The 21,166-nt window shown below is 64.5% G+C and carries 19 protein-coding genes; all 19 read right to left on the bottom strand.

Annotation, left to right across the window (positions count from 1 at the left end; translation table 11 throughout):
• Positions 1–24: 24 nt before the first annotated feature.
• The 19 genes from nuoN to N0B71_RS23005 all read right to left on the bottom strand — a co-directional run bounded on the left by nuoN (position 25) and on the right by N0B71_RS23005 (position 21,155).
• Positions 25–1,488, bottom strand: coding sequence for an NADH-quinone oxidoreductase subunit NuoN (gene nuoN / locus N0B71_RS23095; protein ID WP_259755129.1), 1,464 nt, complete (start codon positions 1,486–1,488; stop codon positions 25–27).
• 7 nt (positions 1,489–1,495) lie between these two features.
• Entirely contained in the window at positions 1,496–3,025 is a 1,530-nt protein-coding gene (nuoM, locus tag N0B71_RS23090) for an NADH-quinone oxidoreductase subunit M (RefSeq protein WP_259755128.1), read from the bottom strand.
• 28 nt (positions 3,026–3,053) lie between these two features.
• Positions 3,054–4,901: an NADH-quinone oxidoreductase subunit L gene (nuoL, locus tag N0B71_RS23085; protein ID WP_259755127.1), complete on the bottom strand. Its 1,848-nt coding sequence runs from the start codon at positions 4,899–4,901 to the stop codon at positions 3,054–3,056.
• Complete coding sequence (gene nuoK / locus N0B71_RS23080) at positions 4,898–5,206, bottom strand: NADH-quinone oxidoreductase subunit NuoK (protein ID WP_017517116.1); 309 nt, start codon at positions 5,204–5,206, stop codon at positions 4,898–4,900. Before nuoK ends, nuoL begins: the two co-directional genes overlap by 4 nt.
• 4 nt (positions 5,207–5,210) lie before the next feature.
• Positions 5,211–5,711: an NADH-quinone oxidoreductase subunit J gene (gene nuoJ / locus N0B71_RS23075; protein ID WP_017517115.1), complete on the bottom strand. Its 501-nt coding sequence runs from the start codon at positions 5,709–5,711 to the stop codon at positions 5,211–5,213.
• 11 nt (positions 5,712–5,722) lie between these two features.
• The gene (gene nuoI, locus N0B71_RS23070) at positions 5,723–6,271 is read right to left on the bottom strand and encodes an NADH-quinone oxidoreductase subunit NuoI (RefSeq protein WP_015477483.1); all 549 of its coding nucleotides are present in this window, start codon (positions 6,269–6,271) and stop codon (positions 5,723–5,725) included.
• A gap of 11 nt (positions 6,272–6,282) precedes the next feature.
• Positions 6,283–7,272, bottom strand: coding sequence for an NADH-quinone oxidoreductase subunit NuoH (gene nuoH, locus N0B71_RS23065; RefSeq protein WP_259755126.1), 990 nt, complete (start codon positions 7,270–7,272; stop codon positions 6,283–6,285).
• The gene (nuoG, locus tag N0B71_RS23060) at positions 7,269–9,983 is read right to left on the bottom strand and encodes an NADH-quinone oxidoreductase subunit NuoG (protein WP_259755125.1); all 2,715 of its coding nucleotides are present in this window, start codon (positions 9,981–9,983) and stop codon (positions 7,269–7,271) included. The genes nuoH and nuoG overlap by 4 nt, the downstream gene beginning before the upstream one ends.
• 129 nt (positions 9,984–10,112) lie before the next feature.
• Positions 10,113–11,462 carry an NADH-quinone oxidoreductase subunit NuoF gene (gene nuoF, locus N0B71_RS23055; RefSeq protein ID WP_207883118.1) on the bottom strand — a complete coding sequence of 450 codons (1,350 nt, stop codon included), beginning with the start codon at positions 11,460–11,462 and terminating at the stop codon, positions 10,113–10,115.
• Positions 11,459–11,959 carry an NADH-quinone oxidoreductase subunit NuoE gene (gene nuoE / locus N0B71_RS23050; protein WP_259759663.1) on the bottom strand — a complete coding sequence of 167 codons (501 nt, stop codon included), beginning with the start codon at positions 11,957–11,959 and terminating at the stop codon, positions 11,459–11,461. Before nuoE ends, nuoF begins: the two co-directional genes overlap by 4 nt.
• Entirely contained in the window at positions 11,956–13,737 is a 1,782-nt protein-coding gene (gene nuoC / locus N0B71_RS23045; RefSeq protein ID WP_017517110.1) for an NADH-quinone oxidoreductase subunit C/D, read from the bottom strand. The genes nuoE and nuoC overlap by 4 nt, the downstream gene beginning before the upstream one ends.
• 59 nt (positions 13,738–13,796) lie before the next feature.
• A complete protein-coding gene (locus N0B71_RS23040) occupies positions 13,797–14,474 on the bottom strand; it encodes a NuoB/complex I 20 kDa subunit family protein (RefSeq protein ID WP_017517109.1) in 678 nt (225 codons plus the stop codon).
• A 10-nt stretch (positions 14,475–14,484) separates the two neighbouring features.
• Complete coding sequence (locus tag N0B71_RS23035; protein ID WP_017517108.1) at positions 14,485–14,898, bottom strand: NADH-quinone oxidoreductase subunit A; 414 nt, start codon at positions 14,896–14,898, stop codon at positions 14,485–14,487.
• A gap of 440 nt (positions 14,899–15,338) precedes the next feature.
• Positions 15,339–15,830, bottom strand: a complete 492-nt coding sequence (locus tag N0B71_RS23030) for a DUF4442 domain-containing protein (RefSeq protein ID WP_259755120.1) — start codon at positions 15,828–15,830, stop codon at positions 15,339–15,341.
• 175 nt (positions 15,831–16,005) lie between these two features.
• A complete protein-coding gene (locus N0B71_RS23025) occupies positions 16,006–17,601 on the bottom strand; it encodes an isocitrate lyase (RefSeq protein WP_259755119.1) in 1,596 nt (531 codons plus the stop codon).
• 509 nt (positions 17,602–18,110) lie between these two features.
• Positions 18,111–18,926, bottom strand: a complete 816-nt coding sequence (locus N0B71_RS23020) for a secretin N-terminal domain-containing protein (RefSeq protein WP_259755118.1) — start codon at positions 18,924–18,926, stop codon at positions 18,111–18,113.
• On the bottom strand, positions 18,923–19,549 hold the full coding sequence (locus N0B71_RS23015) for a DUF7931 domain-containing protein (RefSeq protein ID WP_259755117.1): 627 nt from the start codon (positions 19,547–19,549) through the stop codon (positions 18,923–18,925). Before N0B71_RS23015 ends, N0B71_RS23020 begins: the two co-directional genes overlap by 4 nt.
• A 9-nt stretch (positions 19,550–19,558) precedes the next feature.
• Positions 19,559–19,987, bottom strand: coding sequence for a GNAT family N-acetyltransferase (locus N0B71_RS23010; protein ID WP_259755116.1), 429 nt, complete (start codon positions 19,985–19,987; stop codon positions 19,559–19,561).
• Positions 19,980–21,155 (bottom strand): ribosomal protein uL16 3-hydroxylase, encoded by a 1,176-nt coding sequence (locus tag N0B71_RS23005; protein WP_259755115.1) that lies wholly within the window; start codon positions 21,153–21,155, stop codon positions 19,980–19,982. Before N0B71_RS23005 ends, N0B71_RS23010 begins: the two co-directional genes overlap by 8 nt.
• Positions 21,156–21,166: the final 11 nt, after the last annotated feature.

Below are 21,166 nucleotides of genomic sequence, written 5' to 3'. Positions count from 1 at the left end.
CGGGGTTTTTGTTGCCTGTCGAGCTTAGCCGGCGACGGCTACCAGGCCGCTGTGCTGGAGGATGTCCAGCAGCGGCTGCGGGTAGACGCCGAGGAAGAAGGCGAGCAGGGCGATGGCCACCAGCATGATGCCGCCGGCGCGCTGGGCCCAGTCCAGGGGCGCGTCGTGGCGCTTCATGTTCGGCTCGACCAGGTACATGGTCACCATGACGCGCAGGTAGTAGAACAGGCCGATGGCACTGCCCAGTACCAGGGCGCCGACCAGCCACCAGTGCTGGGACTCGACGCCGGTGGCGACGATGTAGAACTTGCCGATGAAGCCGGCGGTCAGCGGGATGCCGGCCAGGGACAGCATCATCACGGTCATCACCGCGGTCAGCACCGGACGGCGCCAGAACAGGCCGCGGTACTCGAACAGCGCGTCGGCGTCGCGGCCGCTGTACGGAGTGGACATCAGGGTGACCACGCCGAAGGCGCCCAGGGTGGTGACGACGTAGGTGGTCAGGTAGACGCCGACCGCTTCCACGGCCAGGCCCTTGCTCGCCACCAGGGCGATCAGCAGGTAGCCGAAGTGGGCGATGGACGAGTAGCCCAGCAGGCGCTTGATGTTGCTCTGGGTCAGCGCCAGCAGGTTGCCGATCAGGATCGAGGCGATGGCGATGACCGCGATGGCGTCATGCAGCAGGCCGTTGTTCAGAGCCGCCGGTGCGATCTGGAACAGGCGCAGCAGCACGGCGAACACGGCAACCTTGGCGGTGGTGGCCAGGAAGGTGGCTACCGGGGCCGGGGCGCCTTCGTAGACGTCCGGGGTCCACAGGTGGAACGGCGCCAGGGACAGCTTGAAGCCCAGGCCGACGACCATCATGCCGACGCCGATGGCCAGCAGCGGGCCATGGCTGGTGCCTTCGGCCAGGGACGCGCCGATAGCGGCGAAGCCCAGGTTGCCGGACTCGGCGTAGAGCAGCGCCATGCCGAACAGCAGGAAGGCGGAGCCGGCGGCGGACAGTACGGTGTACTTGATGCCCGCTTCCAGGGTGCGCTTGTTGAAGAAGGCGTAGGCCACCATGCCGTAGACCGGCACCGACAGCAGTTCCAGGCCGATGAACAGGCCGGCCAGGTTCTGCGCGCTGACCAGCACCAGGCCGCCCGCGGTGGACAGCAGCAGGAGCAGGTACAGCTCTTCACGGTTGCCCGGGAAGCTTTCCAGGTAGGCGTGGGCGAGGGTGGTGCAGGCCAGGGCGCCGATCAGGATCAGGGCCATGTAGAAGCAGGCGAAGTTGTCGACCACCATGAGCGGGGTGACTTCGATCGGGGTGACGTTCAGCACCGGGATGATCGACAGCAGGGCCAGGTTCAGACCGATCACCGAGAGGGTGGCGGCCATCGAGTGGTTACGCTTCCAGGCTACCGCGAGCATCACCACCACCAGGGTGGCGCTGGTGATGAGCAGTGGCAGGAGCGCGATGAAGTGTTGAATCGTGAAGGTCATGTCGCGCTTACCGTGCTGCCAGGGTGGAGAGGGCGGAGCCCAGCCATTGCTGGACGCCGTGCATGGTTGCCGCGGAGGTGTCGAGGACCGGCTGCGGGTAGACGCCGAGCACGATCAGCAGCACCGCCAGGCCGAGCACCATGGAGAGTTCGCGGGCGTTCAGGCCGGCGATGGCGGTGTCGGACTTGGACGGGCCGAAGTACGCGCGGTGGATCATGATCAGCGAGTAGACCGAGCCGAACACCAGGCCGAAGGTGGCGATGACGGTGATCACCGGGACGACCTTGAAGCTGCCCAGCAGGATCAGGAATTCGCCGACGAAGTTGCCGGTGCCCGGCAGGCCCAGCGAGGCGGTGGCGAAGAACAGCGCCACGGCCGGCAGGTACGGGATGCGCGACCACAGGCCGCCCATCTTGCGCATGTCACGGGTGTGCAGGCGCTCGTACAGCTGGCCACAGAGGATGAACAGCGCGGCGGCGGACAGACCGTGAGCGATCATCTGCACGACGACACCCTGCAGCGCCTGCGGGCTGCCGGAGTAGATGCCGATCATCACGAAGCCCATGTGCGACACGGAGGAGTAGGCCACCAGGCGCTTGATGTCGGTCTGCGCGAACGACAGGAAGGCGCCGTAGAAGATGCCGATCAGACCCAGGGTCATGGCAACCGGAGCGAACTCGGCCGAGGCGTTGGGGAACAGCGGCAGGGCGAAGCGGATCAGGCCGTAGGCGGCGGTCTTCAGCAGGATGCCGGCGAGGTCGACGGAACCGGCGGTCGGCGCCTGGGCGTGGGCGTCCGGCAGCCAGGAGTGCACCGGCACCACCGGCATCTTCACCGCGAAGGCGACGAAGAAGCCGAGCATCAGCAGCCATTCGGTGTGCGGCGGCAGCTGGGTCTTGAGCAGGTCGGCGTAGTTGAAGGTCAGCACGCCGGTGCTGTTGTAGTGCACGAACACCAGGCCCAGGATCGCCACCAGCATCACCAGGCCGCTGGCCTGGGTGAAGATGAAGAACTTGGTGGCGGCGTAGATGCGGGTCTTCTTGCCGTCGTCCGAGCTATGACCCCAGAGCGCGATGAGGAAGTACATCGGCACCAGCATCATTTCCCAGAAGAAGAAGAACAGGAACAGGTCGACGGCGAGGAACACGCCGATCACACCGCCCAGGATCCACAGCAGGTTCAGGTGGAAGAAGCCGATGCGGCGCTGGATCTCGTTCCACGAGCAGAGGACGGACAGCACGCCGAGCAGGCCGGTCAGCGCGACCATCAGCAGGGACAGGCCGTCCATTGCCAGGTGCACGCTGATGCCGAAGCGCTCGATCCAGGATACCTGGAACTGCAGGGTCCACTGCGGCTCGCCACCCGGCGCCGGGGCCAGCTGGAAGTCACCGGTGTGCCACACCCACAGGCTCAGCGCCAGGGTGAGGACCATCGATCCCAGGGCGACCCAGCGGGGCAGGGTCTTGCTGGTGTACTCGGCGATCCAGCAAAGGAAGCCGCCGATGAAGGGGATCAGGATTAGCCAGGGCAGAATCATGTCGGGCTCAATCTCTTTCGTGAATTCATTAAGCCAGCAGCAGCGCGCCGAGGAGCAGCGCGGCGCCACCCACCAGGGAAGCGGCGTACCAACGCAGGCGGCCGTTCTCGGTGAGGCTGAGGAGTTTGTGACCGCCGCGGGCGGTGAGCGGGACGAGGACAAGGGTCTTGTCGATCGGGTCCGCGCCCAGCAGGCGGCAGATCAGCAGGTAGGGTTTCACGAACAGCTTGTCGTACAGCCAGTCGAAGCCCCAGGCGTGGTACCACCAGGTGCCGAAGAAGCGGCCCGGTGCGCTCTGTGCAACGGCAGTGACGAAGCGGCGCTTGCCGAGGAACAGCAGGCCCGCCAGCAGGATACCGGCGATGGCGATGGCGCCCGAGGCGATTTCCAGGCTGTGCTTGGCTTCACCACCGGCGTGACCGGCGCTTTCCGGCAGGACGCCGGCCAGCGGCGGGGTGATCAGCGCGCCGACGAAGGTGGAGAGCACGATCAGGACACCCAGCGGCAGCCAGTGGCTGATGCCATGGCCGGCGTGCGCCTCGGTCTTTGCTTCGCCGTGGAAGGCGATGAAGATCAGGCGGAAGGTGTACAGCGAGGTCATGAACGCGCCGACGAGGCCTGCGATCAGCAGGTTCTGGTGGCCGCTGGCGAAGGCTTCCCAGAGGATCTCGTCCTTGGAGTAGAAGCCCGCGGTCAGGAAGGGCAGGGCGGCCAGGGCCGCACCGCCGACCACGAAGCTTGCGTAGGCCAGCGGCAGTTTCTTCCACAGACCGCCCATCTTGAAGATGTTCTGCTCGTGGTGGCAGGCGACGATCACCGCACCGGAGGCAAGGAACAGCAGGGCCTTGAAGAAGGCGTGGGTCATCAGGTGGAAGATCGCGCCACCCCAGGCGCCGACGCCCAGGGCCAGGAACATGTAGCCGATCTGGCTCATGGTCGAGTAGGCGAGGATGCGCTTGATGTCGGTCTGCACCAGGGCGGCGAAGCCGGCCAGCACCAGGGTCACGGCGCCGACGATGCCGACCAGCTCCAGGACGTTGGGCGCCAGCTCGAACAGGCCGTGGCAGCGGGCGATCAGGTAGACGCCTGCGGTCACCATGGTGGCGGCGTGGATCAGCGCGGAGACCGGGGTCGGGCCGGCCATCGCGTCGGCCAGCCAGGTCTGCAGCGGCAGCTGGGCGGACTTGCCGACGGCGCCGCCGAGCAGCATCAGGGTCGCCAGGTTGATCCACAGGTCGCCCTTGGCGAAGTGCTGCGGCGCCAGGACCAGCAGCTCCTGGATGTTCAGCGTGCCCAAGTGCTGGAACAGGATGAACATGCCGATGGCGAAGAACACGTCACCCACGCGGGTCACGATGAAGGCTTTGAGCGCCGCGTTGCCGTTCGGTACGTGGTTGTAATAGAAACCGATCAGCAGGTAGGAGCACAGGCCCACGCCTTCCCAGCCGAAGTACATGAACAGCAGGTTATCGCCCAGCACCAGGAACAGCATGCTGGCGATGAACAGGTTGGTGTACGCGAAGAACCGCGAGTAGCCGGTCTCGCCGCGCATGTACCAGGAGGCGAACAGGTGGATCAGGAAGCCGACGCCGGTGACCACGCCGAGCATGGTGACCGACAGGCCGTCCAGGTACAGGGTGAAGTTGGTCTTGAAATCGCCAACGCTCATCCATTGCCACAGCACCAGGCTGTAGGCGCCACCTTCGGGCGGGTTGCTGTGGAAGCTCCAGATCGCCCAGAAAGCGGAGAGGGCCGCGAGGCCCACGGAGCCGACACCCACCAGTGCCGAGAGATTTTCCGACCACTTGCCACGGGAGAACGAGAGCAGCAGGAAGCCGACCAGGGGGAACAGGAAAGTAAGGGGCAGCAGGTTCATCCGCGCATCTCGCTGGCAGCGTCGATATCGAGGGTATGGAAGCGGCGATACAGCTGGAGCAGGATCGCCAGGCCGATGCTGGCCTCGGCCGCAGCCAGGCTGAGCACCAGGATGAACATCACCTGGCCGTCAGGCTGGCCCCAGCGGGCGCCACCGACCACGAAGGCCAGCGCGGCGGCGTTCATCATCACTTCCAGGCTCATCAGTACGAACAGGATGTTGCGTCGTACCATCAGGCCCACCAGGCCGAAGCAGAACAGCACACCGGCGAGCGCCAGTCCGTGTTCGAGAGGGATTGCATTCATGGTGTTAGTCCTTCGCTTCGTGGCGGCCGAGGTGGTAGGCGGCGACCAGTGCCGCCAGCAGCAGCATCGAGGCCAGTTCGACGACCAGCAGGTACGGGCCGAACAGGCTGATGCCCACGGCCTTGGCGTCCACGGTGGTGTGGCCGATGCCGATGCCGCTGGGCGTGCGCGAGAGCATCCACAGCAGTTCGACCAGCAGCACGGCGGCCAGGGCGCCGGGGCCGATCCAGACGCCGGGCTTGAGCCACTTGCGCTCCTGCTCGGCAATCGCCGGGCCGAGGTTGAGCATCATCACCACGAAGACGAACAGCACCATGATCGCGCCGGCGTAGACGATGATTTCCAGCGCACCGGCGAACGGAGCGCCGAGGCTGAAGAAGGTCATCGATACCGCGAGCAGCGAAATGATGAGGTAGAGCAGGGCATGCACCGGATTGCTGTTGGTGATGACCCGGAAGGTTGCCAGCACGGCGACGCCGGCGGCGAAGTAGAAAGCGAATTCCACGCGACGTCTCCTTACGGCAGCAGGCTCTTGACGTTGATCGGTTCGGCTTCGTTCTGCGCGGCGCCTTTCGGCTTGCCGGCAATGGCCATGCCGGCAACGCGGTAGAAGTTGTAGTCCGGGTTCTTGCCGGGGCCGGAGATCAGCAGGTCTTCCTTCTCGTAGACCAGGTCCTGGCGCTTGAACTCGCCCATCTCGAAATCCGGGGTCAGCTGGATCGCGGTGGTCGGGCAGGCTTCTTCGCACAGGCCGCAGAAGATGCAGCGGGAGAAGTTGATGCGGAAGAACTCGGGGTACCAGCGACCGTCGTCGGTCTCGGCCTTCTGCAGGGAGATGCAGCCCACCGGGCAGGCCACGGCGCACAGGTTGCACGCCACGCAGCGCTCTTCGCCGTCGGGGTCGCGGGTGAGCACGATGCGGCCACGGTAGCGCGGCGGCAGGTACACAGGCTCTTCCGGGTACTGCAGGGTGTCGCGCTTGCGGAAGGCGTGACCGAAGATCATCACCAGGCTGCGCAGCTGGGTGTAGGTGCCGTGCACCACGTCGAAAATGTACTTGATCATGGTCCTACTCCTTACTGGCTGGCCAGCACGACAGCGCCGGTCACCAGCAGGTTGATCAGGGTCAGCGGGAGGCAGAACTTCCAGCTGAAGGCCATCACCTGGTCATAGCGCGGGCGTGGGATGGAGGCCCGCAGCAAAATGAACATCATGATGAAGAAGCCGGTTTTCAGGGCGAACCAGATGAACGGGATCTGCGGCAGGATGCCGAAGGGACCGTGCCAGCCGCCGAAGAACAGGGTCGCCAGAAGCGCGGACACCAGCACGATGCCGATGTACTCGCCGACGAAGAACATGCCCCATTTCATGCCGGCGTACTCGATGTGGTAACCGTCGGCCAGTTCCTGCTCCGCTTCGGGCTGGTCGAACGGGTGACGGTGGGTCACGGCGACGCCGGCGACGAAGAAGGTCATGAAGCCGAAGAACTGCGGGATGATGAACCACATGTGTTCGGCCTGGTAATCGACGATGTCGCGCAGGCTGAACGACCCGACCTGGGCCACGATGCCCATCAGCGACAGGGCCAGGAACACCTCGTAGGAGATGGTCTGGGCCGAGGCGCGCAGGCTGCCGAGCAGGGCGAACTTGTTGTTGCTCGACCAGCCGGCGAACAGCACCGCGTACACGGTCAGGCCGGCCATGGCGAAGAAGAACAGGATGCCGATGTTCAGGTCCGCCACGCCCCAGGTCGGGGTGATCGGGATGACGACGAAGGCGACCAGCAGCGCGCCCATGGCGATCATGGGGGCGAGGGTGAAGATCAGCTTGTCGGCGAACGGCGGGGTCCAGTCTTCCTTGAAGAACATCTTCAGCATGTCGGCGCCGAGCTGGAAGGCACCGAAGGGGCCGACCCGGTTCGGACCGTAGCGGTCCTGCCAGAGGCCGAGCAGACGACGCTCGACCCAGCTGAGCAGCGCGCCGCAGACGACCACGGCGAGCAGGATGACGATGGCCTTGATGACCTCGATCAGGATGTCGACGATGGCGGGTGTCAGCCAACTCATTGCGCAGCCTCCTGAAGACCTTCAGCGACAGCGCCAATGACGCCGGCGGGGATGCCTTGCAGACCGACCGGCAGGGCGACCAGGCCGGCGCCGAGCTCTTCGCTCACGCGCAGCGGCAGGCGCAGTTCCTGGCCCTTGACGGTCAGGCGGATGATCGCCCCTTCGTTGACGCCCAGGCGATCAGCCTCGGACTTCGCCAGAGTGACGTAGGTCTGCGGGATGCGCTCCTGCACCGGGGCGGCCTTGGCGGAATTCTCCTCGCTGCCGAACAGGTGATAGAAGGGCACCACCTTGAACTGGCTGGCGGCGGTGTGGAACGGCGCAGGAATCTCGCTGAACCACAGGGCTTCACCCTTGGCCTCGATCAGGCGCACGCCCGGGTCGCCGGCGCGCAGATGACCGCCGACTTCGTCCTGGAACTTGTTCCAGGCCTGCGGGGAGTTCCAGCCCGGGGACCAGGCGAACGGAATCTGCTGACGCGGTTCGGCGCTGCCGGCGTAGCCTTCCATGGAGAAGGCGAACGCGGAGTCGATGTCCTGCGGCTGACGCGGCTCGCTGACATTGATGTTGGCGCGCATGGCGGTGCGGCCGGAGTAGCGGTGCGGCTCGCGCGCCAGCTTCAGGCCCTTGATGCGGAACGCGGCGTTCGGCGCGGCGTCGCGGATGCCGGCCAGTTGCGGCTTGGCGGCGACGACGGCGTCGATCACGTGGTCCAGCTGGGTCCAGTCGACACGCTTGCCCTCGAGGGTGCTGTGCAGGGCGTGCAGCCAGCGCCAGCCTTCGCGGACCAGGTTGTCAGCGTTGTAGTAGGTCGGATCGAACACCTGGAAGAAGCGCTGGGCGCGGCCTTCCTGGCTGACCAGGGTGCCATCGCCTTCGGTGAAGCTGGCGGCCGGCAGCAGCACGGTGGCCTTGGCGGTGGTGGCGGTCTGCTGGTGATCGGCGACGACGACGATCTTCGCGGCGGCCAGGGCGGCATCGACGGCGGCTGCGTCGGCGCGGCGGTACAGGTCGTTCTCCAGGATGACCACGGCATCGGCGGCGCCGGAGGTCAGTTGCTCCAGCGCTTTCTCGACGGATTCACCGCCGAAGAGAGCCAGGCCCAGGCTGTTGGCTTCCGGAACCACGAGGCTCAGGGAGCCGTTCTTCTCGCGATTCTTCAGCGCGCTGGCGATGTTGGCGGCGGCTTCGATCAGGGCGTTGCTGCCCAGCGAGGTGCCGGAGATGACCAGCGGGCGCTTGGCAGCGACCAGGGCATCGGCGATGCGCTGGGCCAGGGCGGCGGCGTCGGCGTCGAGGCCGGCCACGGCCGGGGCGCTAGCGTCGATGGCGTGGGCCACGGCAAAGCCCAGGCGAGCCAGGTCTTCGGTGGCGGCGTGCACGCACTCGGCGGCGACGTCGTCCAGGCGGGTTTCATCGAGGCTGGCGATGAACAGCGGGTTCATCTCGTGCTGGGCGATGGTCTTCACCGCGGCGTCGAGCCACGGCTGGATCTTCATCGCGGCGGCCATGTCCTCGCCCTTGCCTTTCACCGACTGGCGCAGGGCCAGGGCGATACGGGCAGCGGTCTGGGTCAGGTCTTCGCCGAGCACGAATACCGCGTCGTGGTCTTCGATGTCACGGATGGTCGGCACCGGCAGCGGGCCGTCCTGCATCACCTTGAGCACCAGTTGCAGGCGCTGTAGCTCGTCGGCGGAGATGCCGCTGTAGAAGTTCTGCGCGCCGACCAGTTCGGCCAGGGCGTAGTTGCTTTCCAGGCTGGCCCGCGGCGAACCGATGCCGATGACCTTGCGGCCTTTCAACAGGGCAGCGGTCTGGTCCAGGGCGCCGTCCAGCGAAAGCTTCTGCTTGCTCAGCACCAGCTGCGGCTGGCGCGGGCGGTCTTCGCGGTTGACGTAGCCGTAGCCGAAGCGGCCGCGGTCGCACAGGAAGTAGTGGTTCACCGAGCCGTTGTAGCGGTTCTCGATGCGGCGGATTTCACCGTAACGCTCGCCGGGGCTGATGTTGCAGCCGCTGGAGCAGCCATGGCAGATGCTCGGGGCGAACTGCATGTCCCACTTGCGGTTGTAGCGCTCGGAGTGGGTCTTGTCGGTGAACACGCCGGTCGGGCAGACCTCGGTCAGGTTGCCGGAGAATTCGCTCTCCAGCACACCGTCCTCGATCCGGCCGAAATAGACGTTGTCGTGCGCGCCGTACACGCCCAGGTCGGTACCGCCGGCGTAGTCCTTGTAGTAACGAACGCAGCGGTAGCAGGCGATGCAGCGGTTCATCTCGTGGGCGATGAACGGGCCGAGCTCCTGGTTCTGGTGGGTGCGCTTGGTGAAGCGGTACCGGCGCTGGTTGTGGCCGGTCATCACCGTCATGTCCTGCAGGTGGCAGTGACCGCCTTCCTCGCAGACCGGGCAGTCGTGCGGGTGGTTGGTCATCAGCCATTCGACGACGCTGGCGCGGAACTGCTTGGCCTCTTCGTCTTCGATGGAAATCCAGGTGTTGTCGGTGGCAGGGGTCATGCAGGACATGACGAGGCGACCGCGTTTGTCGTTCTCGTCGGTGTACTGCTTGACCGCGCACTGGCGGCAGGCGCCGACGCTACCGAGCGCCGGGTGCCAGCAGAAGTAGGGGATGTCGAGACCGAGGGAGAGACAGGCCTGCAACAGGTTGTCCGCTCCATCGACTTCTAACGTCTTGCCGTCTACGTGAATCGTGGCCATGGGTCTAAGTCTTCGTTGGCCCGTTGTCAGCGGGCGTGGCTAATAGAAATCACGGTTTCATCGGGCCAGCGGCACACCGCGGCACTGCAACGAAACAACGCCGGACGCGCGCGCCCGGCGATCAAAGCATCAAGCGCCGACGGTCTGCGGTGCTTGTACGGCCTGAGCCTGGCGGGAAATGCCCGCTTCGAACTCGGGACGGAAATACTTCAGTGCGCTGCCCAGCGGCTCGACGGCACCCGGTGCGTGGGCACAGAAGGTCTTGCCTGGGCCGAGGAAGTTGACGAGCTGCTCGAGGGTTTCCAGGTCGCCCTGGGCGCCTTCGCCTTTCTCCAGCGCGCGCAGGACCTTCACGCTCCACGGCAGGCCGTCGCGGCACGGCGTGCACCAGCCGCAGGATTCGCGGGCGAAGAACTCTTCCATGTTGCGCAGCAGGGAGACCATGTTGACGCTGTCGTCCACCGCCATGGCCAGGCCCGTACCCATCCGGGTGCCGACCTTGGCGACGCCGCCGGCGTAGAACAGTGCGTCCAGGTGCTCCGGCAGGAGGAAGCCGGTACCGGCGCCGCCGGGCTGCCAGCACTTGAGTTTGTAGCCGTCGCGCATGCCGCCGGCGTAGTCCTCGAACAGCTCGCGGGCCGGCAGGCCGAAGGGCAGTTCCCAGATGCCGGGGTTCTTCACCTTGCCGGAGAAGCCCATGAGCTTGGTGCCCATGTCTTCGCTGCCCGGACGGGCGAGGCCCTTGTACCAGTCGACGCCGTGCTCGACGATCGCCGGCACGTTGCACAGGGTCTCGACGTTGTTCACGCAGGTCGGCTTGCCCCAGACGCCGACGGCGGCGGGGAAGGGCGGCTTGGAGCGCGGGTTGGCGCGGCGGCCTTCCAGCGAGTTGATCAGCGCGGTCTCTTCGCCACAGATGTAGCGGCCGGCGCCGGTGTGCACGAACAGCTCGAAATCGAAGCCGCTGCCGAGGATGTTCTTGCCCAGCAGGCCTGCGGCCTTGGCTTCCTCGATGGCGCGGTTGAGGTTGCGGGCGGCATCGACGTACTCGCCACGCAGGAAGATGTAGCCGCGGTAGGCCTTCAGGGCGCGCGCGGAGATCAGCATGCCTTCCACCAGCAGGTGCGGCAGCTGCTCCATGAGCATGCGGTCCTTCCAGGTGTTGGGCTCCATCTCGTCCGCGTTGCACAGCAGGTAGCGGATGTTGAGGGATTCGTCCTTGGGCATCAGGCCCCACTTCACGCCGGTGGGGAAGCCCGCACCGCCGCGGCCCTTGAGGCCGGAGTCCTTGACGGTCTGGACGATGTCGTCGGCGGCCATCTGCGCCAATGCCTTGCGGGCAGCGGCATAGCCATTCTTCGACTGGTATTCCTCCAGCCAGACCGGGGCGCCGTCGTCACGCAGGCGCCAGGTCAGCGGGTGGGTTTCGGCCGCGCGCGCGGTGCGGTTGGGCGTGCCGTAGGAGGTGAGGCGACTCATGCGTAGGCCTCCAGCAGTTTGGCGACGCCGTCGGGACGCAGGTCGCCGAAGGTGTCGTCGTCGATCATCATCGCCGGGGCCTTGTCGCAGTTGCCCAGGCAGCACACCGGCAGCAGCGTGAAGCGGCCGTCGGCGGTGGTCTGGCCGAGGCCGATGCCCAGCTGCTTCTGGATCTCGCCGACCACGGATTCGTGGCCGCCGATGTAGCAGACCATGCTGTCGCAGACGCGGATGATGTGGCGGCCGACCGGCTGGCGGAAGATCTGGCTATAGAAGGTCGCCACGCCTTCGACGTCGCTGTCCGGGATGCCGAGGATCTCGGCGATGGCCGGAATGGCGCCGTCCGGCACCCAGCCGCGCTGCTTCTGGACGATCTTCAGGGCTTCGATGGACGCCGCACGGGAGTCCTCGTAGTGGTGCATCTCGTGCTCGATGGCCGAGCGCTCGGTTTCGCTGAGTTCGAAACGATCAGTCTGGATAAGGGTACTCATGATCAGCGGTCCACGTCGGCCATAACGAAGTCGATACTGCCCAGATAGGCGATCAGGTCAGCGATCATGCTGCCGTTGATCACCGACGGAATCTGCTGCAGGTGCGCGAAGCTGGGCGTCCGGATACGGGTCCGGTAGCTCATGGTGCTGCCATCGCTCGTCAGGTAGTAGCTGTTGATGCCCTTGGTCGCTTCCACCATCTGGAAGGCTTCGTTGGCCGGCATGACCGGGCCCCAGGAAACCTGCAGGAAGTGGGTGATCAGGGTTTCGATGTGCTGCAGCGTGCGCTCTTTGGGCGGCGGCGTGGTCAGCGGGTGGTCGGCCTTGTACGGGCCTTCGGGCATGTTCTTCAGGCACTGCTCGATGATGCGCAGGCTCTGGCGCATTTCGCCCATCTTGACCATGCAGCGGTCGTAGGCATCGCCGTTGGCGGCCAGCGGCACTTCGAACTCGAAGTTCTCGTAACCGGAGTACGGGCGCGCTTTACGCAGGTCGAAGTCGCAACCGGTGGCGCGCAGGCCGGCGCCGGTGGTGCCCCATTCCAGCGCTTCCTTGGTGTTGTACTGGGCAACGCCGATGGTACGGCCACGCAGGATGCTGTTCTTCAGGGCGGCGGTTTCGTACTCGTCCAGGCGTTTGGGCATCCAGTCGAGGAATTCGCGGACCAGCTTGTCCCAGCCGCGCGGCAGGTCGTGGGCGACGCCGCCGATGCGGTACCAGGCCGGGTGCAGGCGGAAGCCGGTGATGGCCTCGACGACCTTGTAGGCGCGCTGGCGGTCGGTGAAGGTGAAGAACACCGGGGTCATCGCGCCCACGTCCTGGATGTAGGTACCCAGGTAGAGGAGGTGGTTCAGGATGCGGAAGAACTCCGACATCATGATGCGGATGACGTCGACGCGCTGCGGCACCTTGATGCCGGCGAGCTTCTCGACCGAGAGCACGTACGGCAGGTTGTTCATCACGCCGCCGAGGTAGTCGATACGGTCGGTGTACGGAATGAAGCTGTGCCAGGACTGGCGCTCGGCCATCTTCTCGGCGCCACGGTGGTGGTAGCCGATCTCCGGAACGCAGTCGAGGATCTCTTCGCCGTCCAGCTGCAGGATGATGCGGAATGCACCGTGGGCGGACGGGTGGTTCGGGCCGAGGTTGAGGAACATGAAGTCCTCGTTCTCGCCGTGGCGCTTCATGCCCCAGTCTTCGGGCTTGAAGCGCAGCGCTTCCTGCTCGAGGTCCTGTTTGGCGGCGGACAGCGCGTAGGGATCGAACTCGGTGGCGCGCGCCGGGTAGTCCTTGCGCAGCGGGTGGCCTTCCCAGGTCGGCGGCATCAGCATGCGGGTCAGGTGCGGGTGACCATTGAAGGTGATCCCGTACATGTCCCAGACCTCACGCTCGTACCAGTTGGCGTTCGGCCAGATACGGGTGGCGGTGGGCAGGTTGAGGTCGCCCTCGGACAAGGCCACCTTGATCATCACGTCACTATTACGTTCGAGCGACATCAGGTGGTAGAACACGCTGAAGTCGGCGCCCGGCAGGCCGCGACGGTGGGTGCGCAGGCGCTCGTCGACACCGTGCAAGTCATAGAGCATGACGTACGGCTTGGGCACATTGCGCAGGAAGGTGAGGACGTCGATCAGGCGCTCACGGGCAACCCAGAGCACCGGCATGCCGGTGCGGGTGGCCTGGACGGTGAAGGTCTCGGCGCCAAAGCGGGAATTCAGTTCGACGACGATATCTTGGTCGTCTGCCTTGTAAGGCGGGATGTACAGAGCGGAGTCTGCATTCATAGTCTTTAAGTCACTCGGTCAACGGTGGAGTGAAAACGGGCCTCTCGTGGAGGGCCGGATCACACTTCGTCGGGGCTGCGCAGGTTGGTGACCGCAATGCGCTGTTCGCGCTTGAGGTCCTTCTGGGCAGGCATGTCGGCGCGATAGACGCCTTGGTCGCCTACGACCCAGGACAACGGGCGACGCTCCTGGCCGATGGATTCCTGCAGCAGCATCAGGCCTTGCAGGAACGCCTCCGGACGGGGCGGGCAGCCGGGGATGTACACGTCCACGGGGAGGAACTTGTCGACCCCCTGAACGACCGAGTAGATGTCGTACATGCCGCCAGAGTTGGCGCACGACCCCATCGAGATCACCCACTTGGGTTCCAGCATCTGCTCGTACAGGCGCTGGATGACCGGAGCCATCTTGATGAAGCAGGTGCCGGCGATGACCATGAAGTCAGCCTGGCGGGGCGATGCACGGATCACTTCGGCGCCGAAACGGGCGATGTCGTGCGGCGCGGTGAACGCCGTGGTCATCTCCACGTAGCAGCAGGACAGCCCGAAGTTGTACGGCCACAGGGAGTTCTTGCGACCCCAGTTCACCGCACCGTTGAGAACATCCTCGAGCTTGCCCATGAAGATGTTCTTGTGGACCTGCCCTTCGATGAGCGGGTCTTCTACCGTTTCGCGCTGGCCGATCGGGTATTGATCATTGGGCGCATCCGGATCGATCCGGGTAAGTTTGTATTGCATCGCCAAAGCCTCATTGTTTTAGCTTCGCCTGCCGTGCGCGACGTGCCGCCGGCGCCCAATCGAGCGCGCCGATACGCCACAGGTAGACAAGACCTGCCAACAGAATTGCTATGAAAATGGTTGCCTCGATCAGACCCGCCCAACCGCTTTCACGGACGGACACGGACCAGGCGAAGAGGAAGAGGGCTTCGACGTCGAAGATCACGAAGAGCATCGCGACCAGATAGAATTTTGCCGACAGGCGCAGGCGGGCGCTGCCGGTGGGAACGATACCGGATTCGAAGGGTTCGTTCTTGCTGCGACCAAATGCCTTACTGCCAAGCAGGCTGGAAACCCCTAGCATGAAGGCGAGCAGCCCCAGCACTCCTAAAAGGAAGGCGGCGAGTCCCCAGTGTTGAGCTGCAAGTTCAGCTGGATTGGGCATGCCGATACTCCTTCCTACAAAAACGATTGTCTTGGGTGCCGGGCGCAATGCCCGAGTACTGCGAACCCGACAACTCAAGGATAGTGAGCTAAGGGTTCAGGTCATCTTTCCAATTTTATGCCCAAAGCCTTCAGCAAGTAAATTTTTCCAACACAAACAGATGCTTCTATTTCGGGCAAAAGCCTTTTGCATTTCCCGTAGCGCCCTGTTTGCGCGGCTCTGGATGCCTAGTCTGACGGCACTTGGGCTTTGGTCGAATAGTACTTTCGAGGTATTTATCGGCAATAAATCGGTGATCAACAAATGATAAGTATTATCATTTGCAGTGTCGTATATCCGTAACTTTACTACATATAAGCGGCGCGGCTTTTATTTCGTCCGCATATCGACGTCGAATTATCCCTTCGCAATCTTCTTGGTCGCCCCACGGCGAGGGTGGTTCAGTTTCTCTTGCGAACCCACGCCCAGCGCATATCGCAGCGCACCGGCTGCGCGCCGGAATCATCGAGCAGTATCACGTGCACCAGGGTTTCGCCTTTGTCCTGCTCGAGCATGGCCTGTCGCTGCTCGGGTTGGAGCGTGGCGATGGCGCGCAGGCCGCCGCTGGCCCGGCGCAGGTAGTCGATCTGGAGGCTCTTGATCAGCGGCAGTTTGTCATCGGGCAGGTTCATCCCGACCATGCAGCCGCTGGCGGACTCGGCCAGCAGCGCCATCGCCGCGGCATGCACGCCGCCGATGTGGTTTCGCGCGCGACGGCGGTTGGCGAGGCTCATGCGCACCTCGCTGTCGGACAGCCTCTGGATGCGTACGCCTGCGGTACCGGCGAAGCGCACCTGGGAGCAGAACAGGCGCGTCAGCAGAGGCTCCTGCAGCCGACGCGGCAGGCGTTGGATGAGGTGGGCGGCGAGGGCGAGACGGTTGCGCTTGGGCATGGGCTTTCCGGGTTCATATATAAAGGAAGGCCGAGGCTGGCATGTCGAAGCGGTGCTGCCCTTGGCGGGCGGGGAAGGGATGGCTGGCGATTCGGCCAAGCGCAAAAGCGAAACCCCGGCCGGAGCCGGGGTTTCGCGGTGCCTCCCAGCCCCGAGGGGCTGGTTGAGCCAGTTCTTAGTGGAACTGGTTCATGGTGTTGTCTTTACCCGAGGCTTTCAGAGCGGCTTCGCCAGCGAAGTACTCTTTGTGGTTGTCGCCGATGTCCGAGCCAGCCATGTTCTGATGCTTGACGCAGGCGATGCCCTGACGCAGTTCCTGACGCTGAACGCCTTTCACGTAGGCCAGCATGCCCTGGTCGGCGAAGTAGCCCTTGGCCAGGTTGTCGGTGGACAGCGCGGCGGTGTGGTAGGTCGGCAGGGTGATCAGGTGGTGGAAGATGCCCGCGTGGGCGGAACCGTCACGCTGGAAGGTACGGATCTTCTCGTCGGCGATCTGGGCCAGTTCGGTTTCGTCGTACTCGACGCTCATCAGCTTGGCGCGGTCGTAGGCGGAAACGTCCTTGCCTTCGGCGACGAACGCATCGAACACCTGCTGGCGGAAGTTCAGGGTCCAGTTGAACGACGGGCTGTTGTTGTACACCAGCTTGGCGTTCGGGATGACCTGACGGATGCGGTCAACCATGCCCTTGATCTGGCCAACGTGCGGCTTCTCGGTTTCGATCCACAGCAGGTCGGCGCCGTTCTGCAGCGAGGTGATGCAGTCCAGGACGCAGCGGTCTTCGCCGGTGCCCTTGCGGAACTGGAACAGGTTGGAAGCCAGGCGCTTGGGACGCAGCAGCTTGCCGCCGCGGTTGATCACCACGTCGCCGTTCTGCAGGTCGGAAGCGGAGATTTCTTCGCAGTCCAGGAAGGAGTTGTACTGGTCGCCCAGGTCGCCCGGCTCGCGGGTAACGGCGATCTGCTTGGTCAGGCCGGCGCCCAGGGAGTCGGTACGGGCGACGATCACGCCGTCGTCAACGCCCAGCTCGAGGAACGCGTAGCGAACGGCGTTGATCTTGGCGAGGAAGTCTTCGTGCGGAACGGTCACTTTGCCGTCCTGGTGGCCGCACTGCTTCTCATCGGAAACCTGGTTTTCGATCTGGATGCAGCAGGCACCGGCTTCGATCATCTTCTTGGCCAGCAGGTAGGTCGCCTCGGCGTTACCGAAACCGGCGTCGATGTCGGCGATGATCGGTACCACGTGGGTTTCGAAGCTGTCGATCTGAGCCTGTACTTCTGCTTCCTTGGCCTTGTCGCCGGCAGCGCGGGCGGAGTCCAGGGCGGTGAACAGCAGGTCCAGTTCGCGGGCGTCAGCCTGGCGCAGGAAGGTGTAGAGCTCTTCGATCAGGCCGGCAACGGCGGTCTTCTCGTGCATCGACTGGTCCGGCAGCGGGCCGAAGTCGGAGCGCAGGGCCGCAACCATCCAGCCGGACAGGTAGAGGTAGCGCTTGTTGGTGGTCTTCAGGTGCTTCTTGATGGAGATCAGCTTCTGCTGGCCGATGAAGCCGTGCCAGCAACCCAGGGACTGGGTGTAGACGGAGGAGTCCGCATCGTACTCAGCCATGTCCTTGCGCATGATGGCTGCGGTGTACTTGGCGATTTCCAGACCGGTCTTGAAGCGGTTCTGGACGCGCATGCGGGCAGCGTACTCGGGGTTGATCGCGCTCCAGCTGTTGCCGTTCTTCTCTTTGAGCGCGGCGACTGCTTTGATCTCGTTCTGATATGCGGACATGGCCAATCCTTCAAAAGAATGTATTTGGTTAAGCACCGACTACCCACATAAAACCGCACCTGAACGGTAATGACTGCGGGTTGCTCGCCGCGGGATGGCGAAGGGGCGACCGAAAAGAAGGAGTGACGCAGGGGGAGGGGGTGGCGCGGTGCAAAGACGGGTGACTGCAGCAGTGGCATCCAGAATCGCTTGCCGGCTCGTGGCAGCCGTTGGGCGATGGTGGACGGCTGAATCCGTCACGTCGTGCTGTTGCTTAGGCTTGCTTCCCCGTCCCTCAGGACAACCTCTTGCCAGTCGCAACCTCGTCGATCCGCCTTGTGGGCTTAACAACACGAACCGGCGCGACGGGTGTGTCGCTGGCGCGGTCCGGAGGGCTTTGAGGCCCTCTGGTTAGCGGGAGCGAGGCCATCATGCACTTTCAAACGAGCGTTCGTCAAACGTTTTGTAGTGTTTTTTTTGGACTACTACACGAAGGTCTAAGGAGGACTGGCAAGTCACCTACGGAAGGCTTAGTCGAGCACGTCGACCTTCACCCGCAGGCTGCTGTCGCTGCGGCCCTGGGTGCTGTATTGGCGGGTGTAGCCGTTCTGGGTGCTCTGGTTGCTCTCGCTGACGCCGCCGATCTCGATCCATTGGCCGATCGGGCCGCTGACGCGGGTATCGGCCGAGCTGGTGTTCATCGAGCCCTGGTAGTTGCCATTGAAGCGATCGTTGCGGGTGCTCAGGGTGATGTGCACGAGATTGCCGGAGAGGCTCGCCGTCACGTACATGCCCTGGTTGGCGTCGCGGTATTCGGTCTGGCTGTAGACCTGGCCGTAGGGGCCGATACCGGCGTTGGTCACCGGTTGGCTCTGGCCCACCTGGATGAAGGCCGGCGAACCCTCGGTGGCGCGCACCTGCTGGGTGCCGCCGCCGCGGCTGCTGGTGGAGCGGTTGATGATGCGCACCTGGTCGCGGCCGTTGACTTCGCCGCGACCGGCCTGGATTTCGACGTTGCCGGCGCTGACCGAACCGTTCACCGAATAGCCGCTCTGGCTGCCCTGGCTGCCGTCGACGGTATCGAGGCTGATGAGCAACTGGTGAGGGCGGGTGTCCAGTTGTTCGAGCACCTGCTGCAGTTCGCGGATCTTTTCGAGCTCAGCATTCACTACCAGTTGGTTGCCGTAGGCGGTCACCCGGCCCTCGTTGCCCAGCACCTGCTGCGCCACCGGCAGCACGTCTTCGGCGGTGCGGTAGTTGAGCGGGATGATCTCGGTGCGCGGCGCCGCGACGGCGGTCAGGCTGATGGCGCAGGCGAGCGTCAGGGCGAGAGGATGTCGGCTCAAATCAGGAAGCTCCGCAGGTTCGGGTCGAGGAGGCTGGTGTTCCAGGTCTGTTCGAATTGCGCAATCAATTGGCGAACGCGGCCGGCATTGTTGTAGTGCGCATAGCCGGTGTAGTCGCCCGGCTCCGGGCGCAGCAGCAGGCCGCAGTCGTCGGCGAGCAGGAAGGCATGCTCATCGCTCGGATAGTCGGGGTTGATCCGGCGAATCTGACAATAGCTGGACAGGCGGCGGCTGAGGTTGAGCAGCCGATGGCCTTCCTTCACCGCGCGGGTGCTGTCGCGCACCAGGATCATCAGGCGATTGCGTGGATTGCCCAGTAGCAGCTGGGTGCAGGCTTCCTGGATGCTGCTGTGGTGATATAGCCAGGGCTCCAGGTCGGGCGTGTAGAGGTAGAGCGTGCGACGCACCTGCTGGATCAGCGCCAGCGCGTGGGCGCGGGCGTCGTCCGGCGTGTTGAAGCGGTGCAGCTGGTCGCCTTCGCCGAGGCGGAAGGGCGCCGGCTCCAGCGCCTCGGGCGGCAGCGCTTCGCTGGGCGGGTTGTGGACGGCAAAACGCCCCGGTGACTGAAACTCGATGGCCGGCAGGTCTGCCGAGAGGTCGTCTTGATCCGGGGCGTTGTCCATGCCGCTCCTTCAGGCGCTTTCGCGCACCATGTCCACGTGGGGGAGGCCGGCGTCGAGGAATTCGCCGCTGGCCACCTGGAAGCCTAGCCGTTCGTAGAAGGGAATGGCGTAGACCTGGGCCGTCAGCAACTGGCGATTGAGCCCCTGGCTCTCCGCCTGTTCGATGGCGGCGCGCATCAGCAGGTCGCCGACCTTCAGGCCGCGCCAGTCCTTGAGGACCGATACGCGGCCAATATGCCCGTCCGGCAGGAGGCGGGCGGTGCCGATGGCGTAGTCGCCTTCGAAGGCCAGGAAGTGCACGGCTTCGACGTCCTCGGCGTCCCATTCGAGTTCCGGCGGGACCGATTGCTCGGCGATGAACACCGCCTCGCGAATGCGCCGCAGATCGGCATTATCCTTCTGCCAGTCCGCGACGCGAACCCTGATCTTGCTACTCATCGGCAAACTCCAGACTGCCCTGTTTGATCAGTTCTCCGATGAGCTTACGCCCATCGTCGTCGGCCAGCCATTGGCCGAGATTCCCTTCGTGCAGCGACTGGGCCGAGCACACCAGCTTGAGCAGATCGCGCAGTTTTTCCGGCAGGACCACGGTCTGGCCGCTGGCAAACAGCAGCAGGCCGACATCCACTTCGCTCCAGGCCATGCGGGCGCTGGGGTTGCGAATCAGCACCTCGCCATCCTGGATGGCGGTGGTCAGGTCGTCTTCCTCGATCTCCTCGCCGGCCACCAGTTCCGGGTAGCGCGGCTCGGTCATGAACTGGCCGAACCAGGTGAGCAGCAGGCGCTCGTCGCTCATGTGTTCCTGCAGCAGGTTCTTCAGGCGATCAAGGGCGTCGCGCTGGATCTGGTGCTGGTCAGCGTCGCCTTTCATGGCCGCCATGCCGGCGTCGCTGTAGCGTTCCTCGTCGGAGAGGAACTGCGCGAGGAAGTCGGTGAAGTGGGTCAGCACTTCGGCGGCGCTGGGCGCGCGGAAGCCGACCGAGTAGGTCATGCAGTCATCTTCGGCGATGCCGTAGTGCGCCACGCGCGGCGGCAGGTAGAGCATGTCGCCCGGTTCCAGCACCCATTCGGCGCTCTCTTCGAATTCGGCGAGGATGCGCAGGTCGGCGTGGGGCAGCATCGGGCTGCTGGCATCGCAGACCTGGCCGACCTTCCAGCGGCGATGGCCGTGGCCCTGGAGCAGGAACACGTCGTAGTTATCGAAGTGCGGGCCGACACCGCCGCCCGGCGCGGCGTAGCTGATCATCACGTCGTCGATACGCCAGCTGGGCAGGAACTTGAAGTGCTCCAGCAGTTCGGCAACTTCCGGGATGAACTGGTCGACCGCCTGCACCAGCAGGGTCCAGTCGCGCTCGGGCATCTGGCTGAAGGTGTCTTCCTGGAACGGGCCGCGGCGCAGCTCCCAGGGGCTGTCGCCGTGTTCGAGGACGATGCGCGACTCGATCATCTCTTCCAGGGCGAGGCCGGCCAGCTCGTCAGGGTCCAGCGGGCTCTTGAAGTCGGGGATGGCCTGGCGCACCAGCAGGGGCTTTTTCTGCCAGTAATCGCGGAGGAATTCGTCGGCGCTGATGCCACCCAGAAGCTGAAGAGGAATAGCAGGATTCATGGTTAAGTCCT

The organism is Pseudomonas sp. GCEP-101 (assembly GCF_025133575.1).
GTDB lineage: Bacteria > Pseudomonadota > Gammaproteobacteria > Pseudomonadales > Pseudomonadaceae > Pseudomonas > Pseudomonas nitroreducens_B.
Note: the sequence above shows the minus strand (reverse complement) of the source record. Positions and strands in the feature narration are given on the sequence as shown.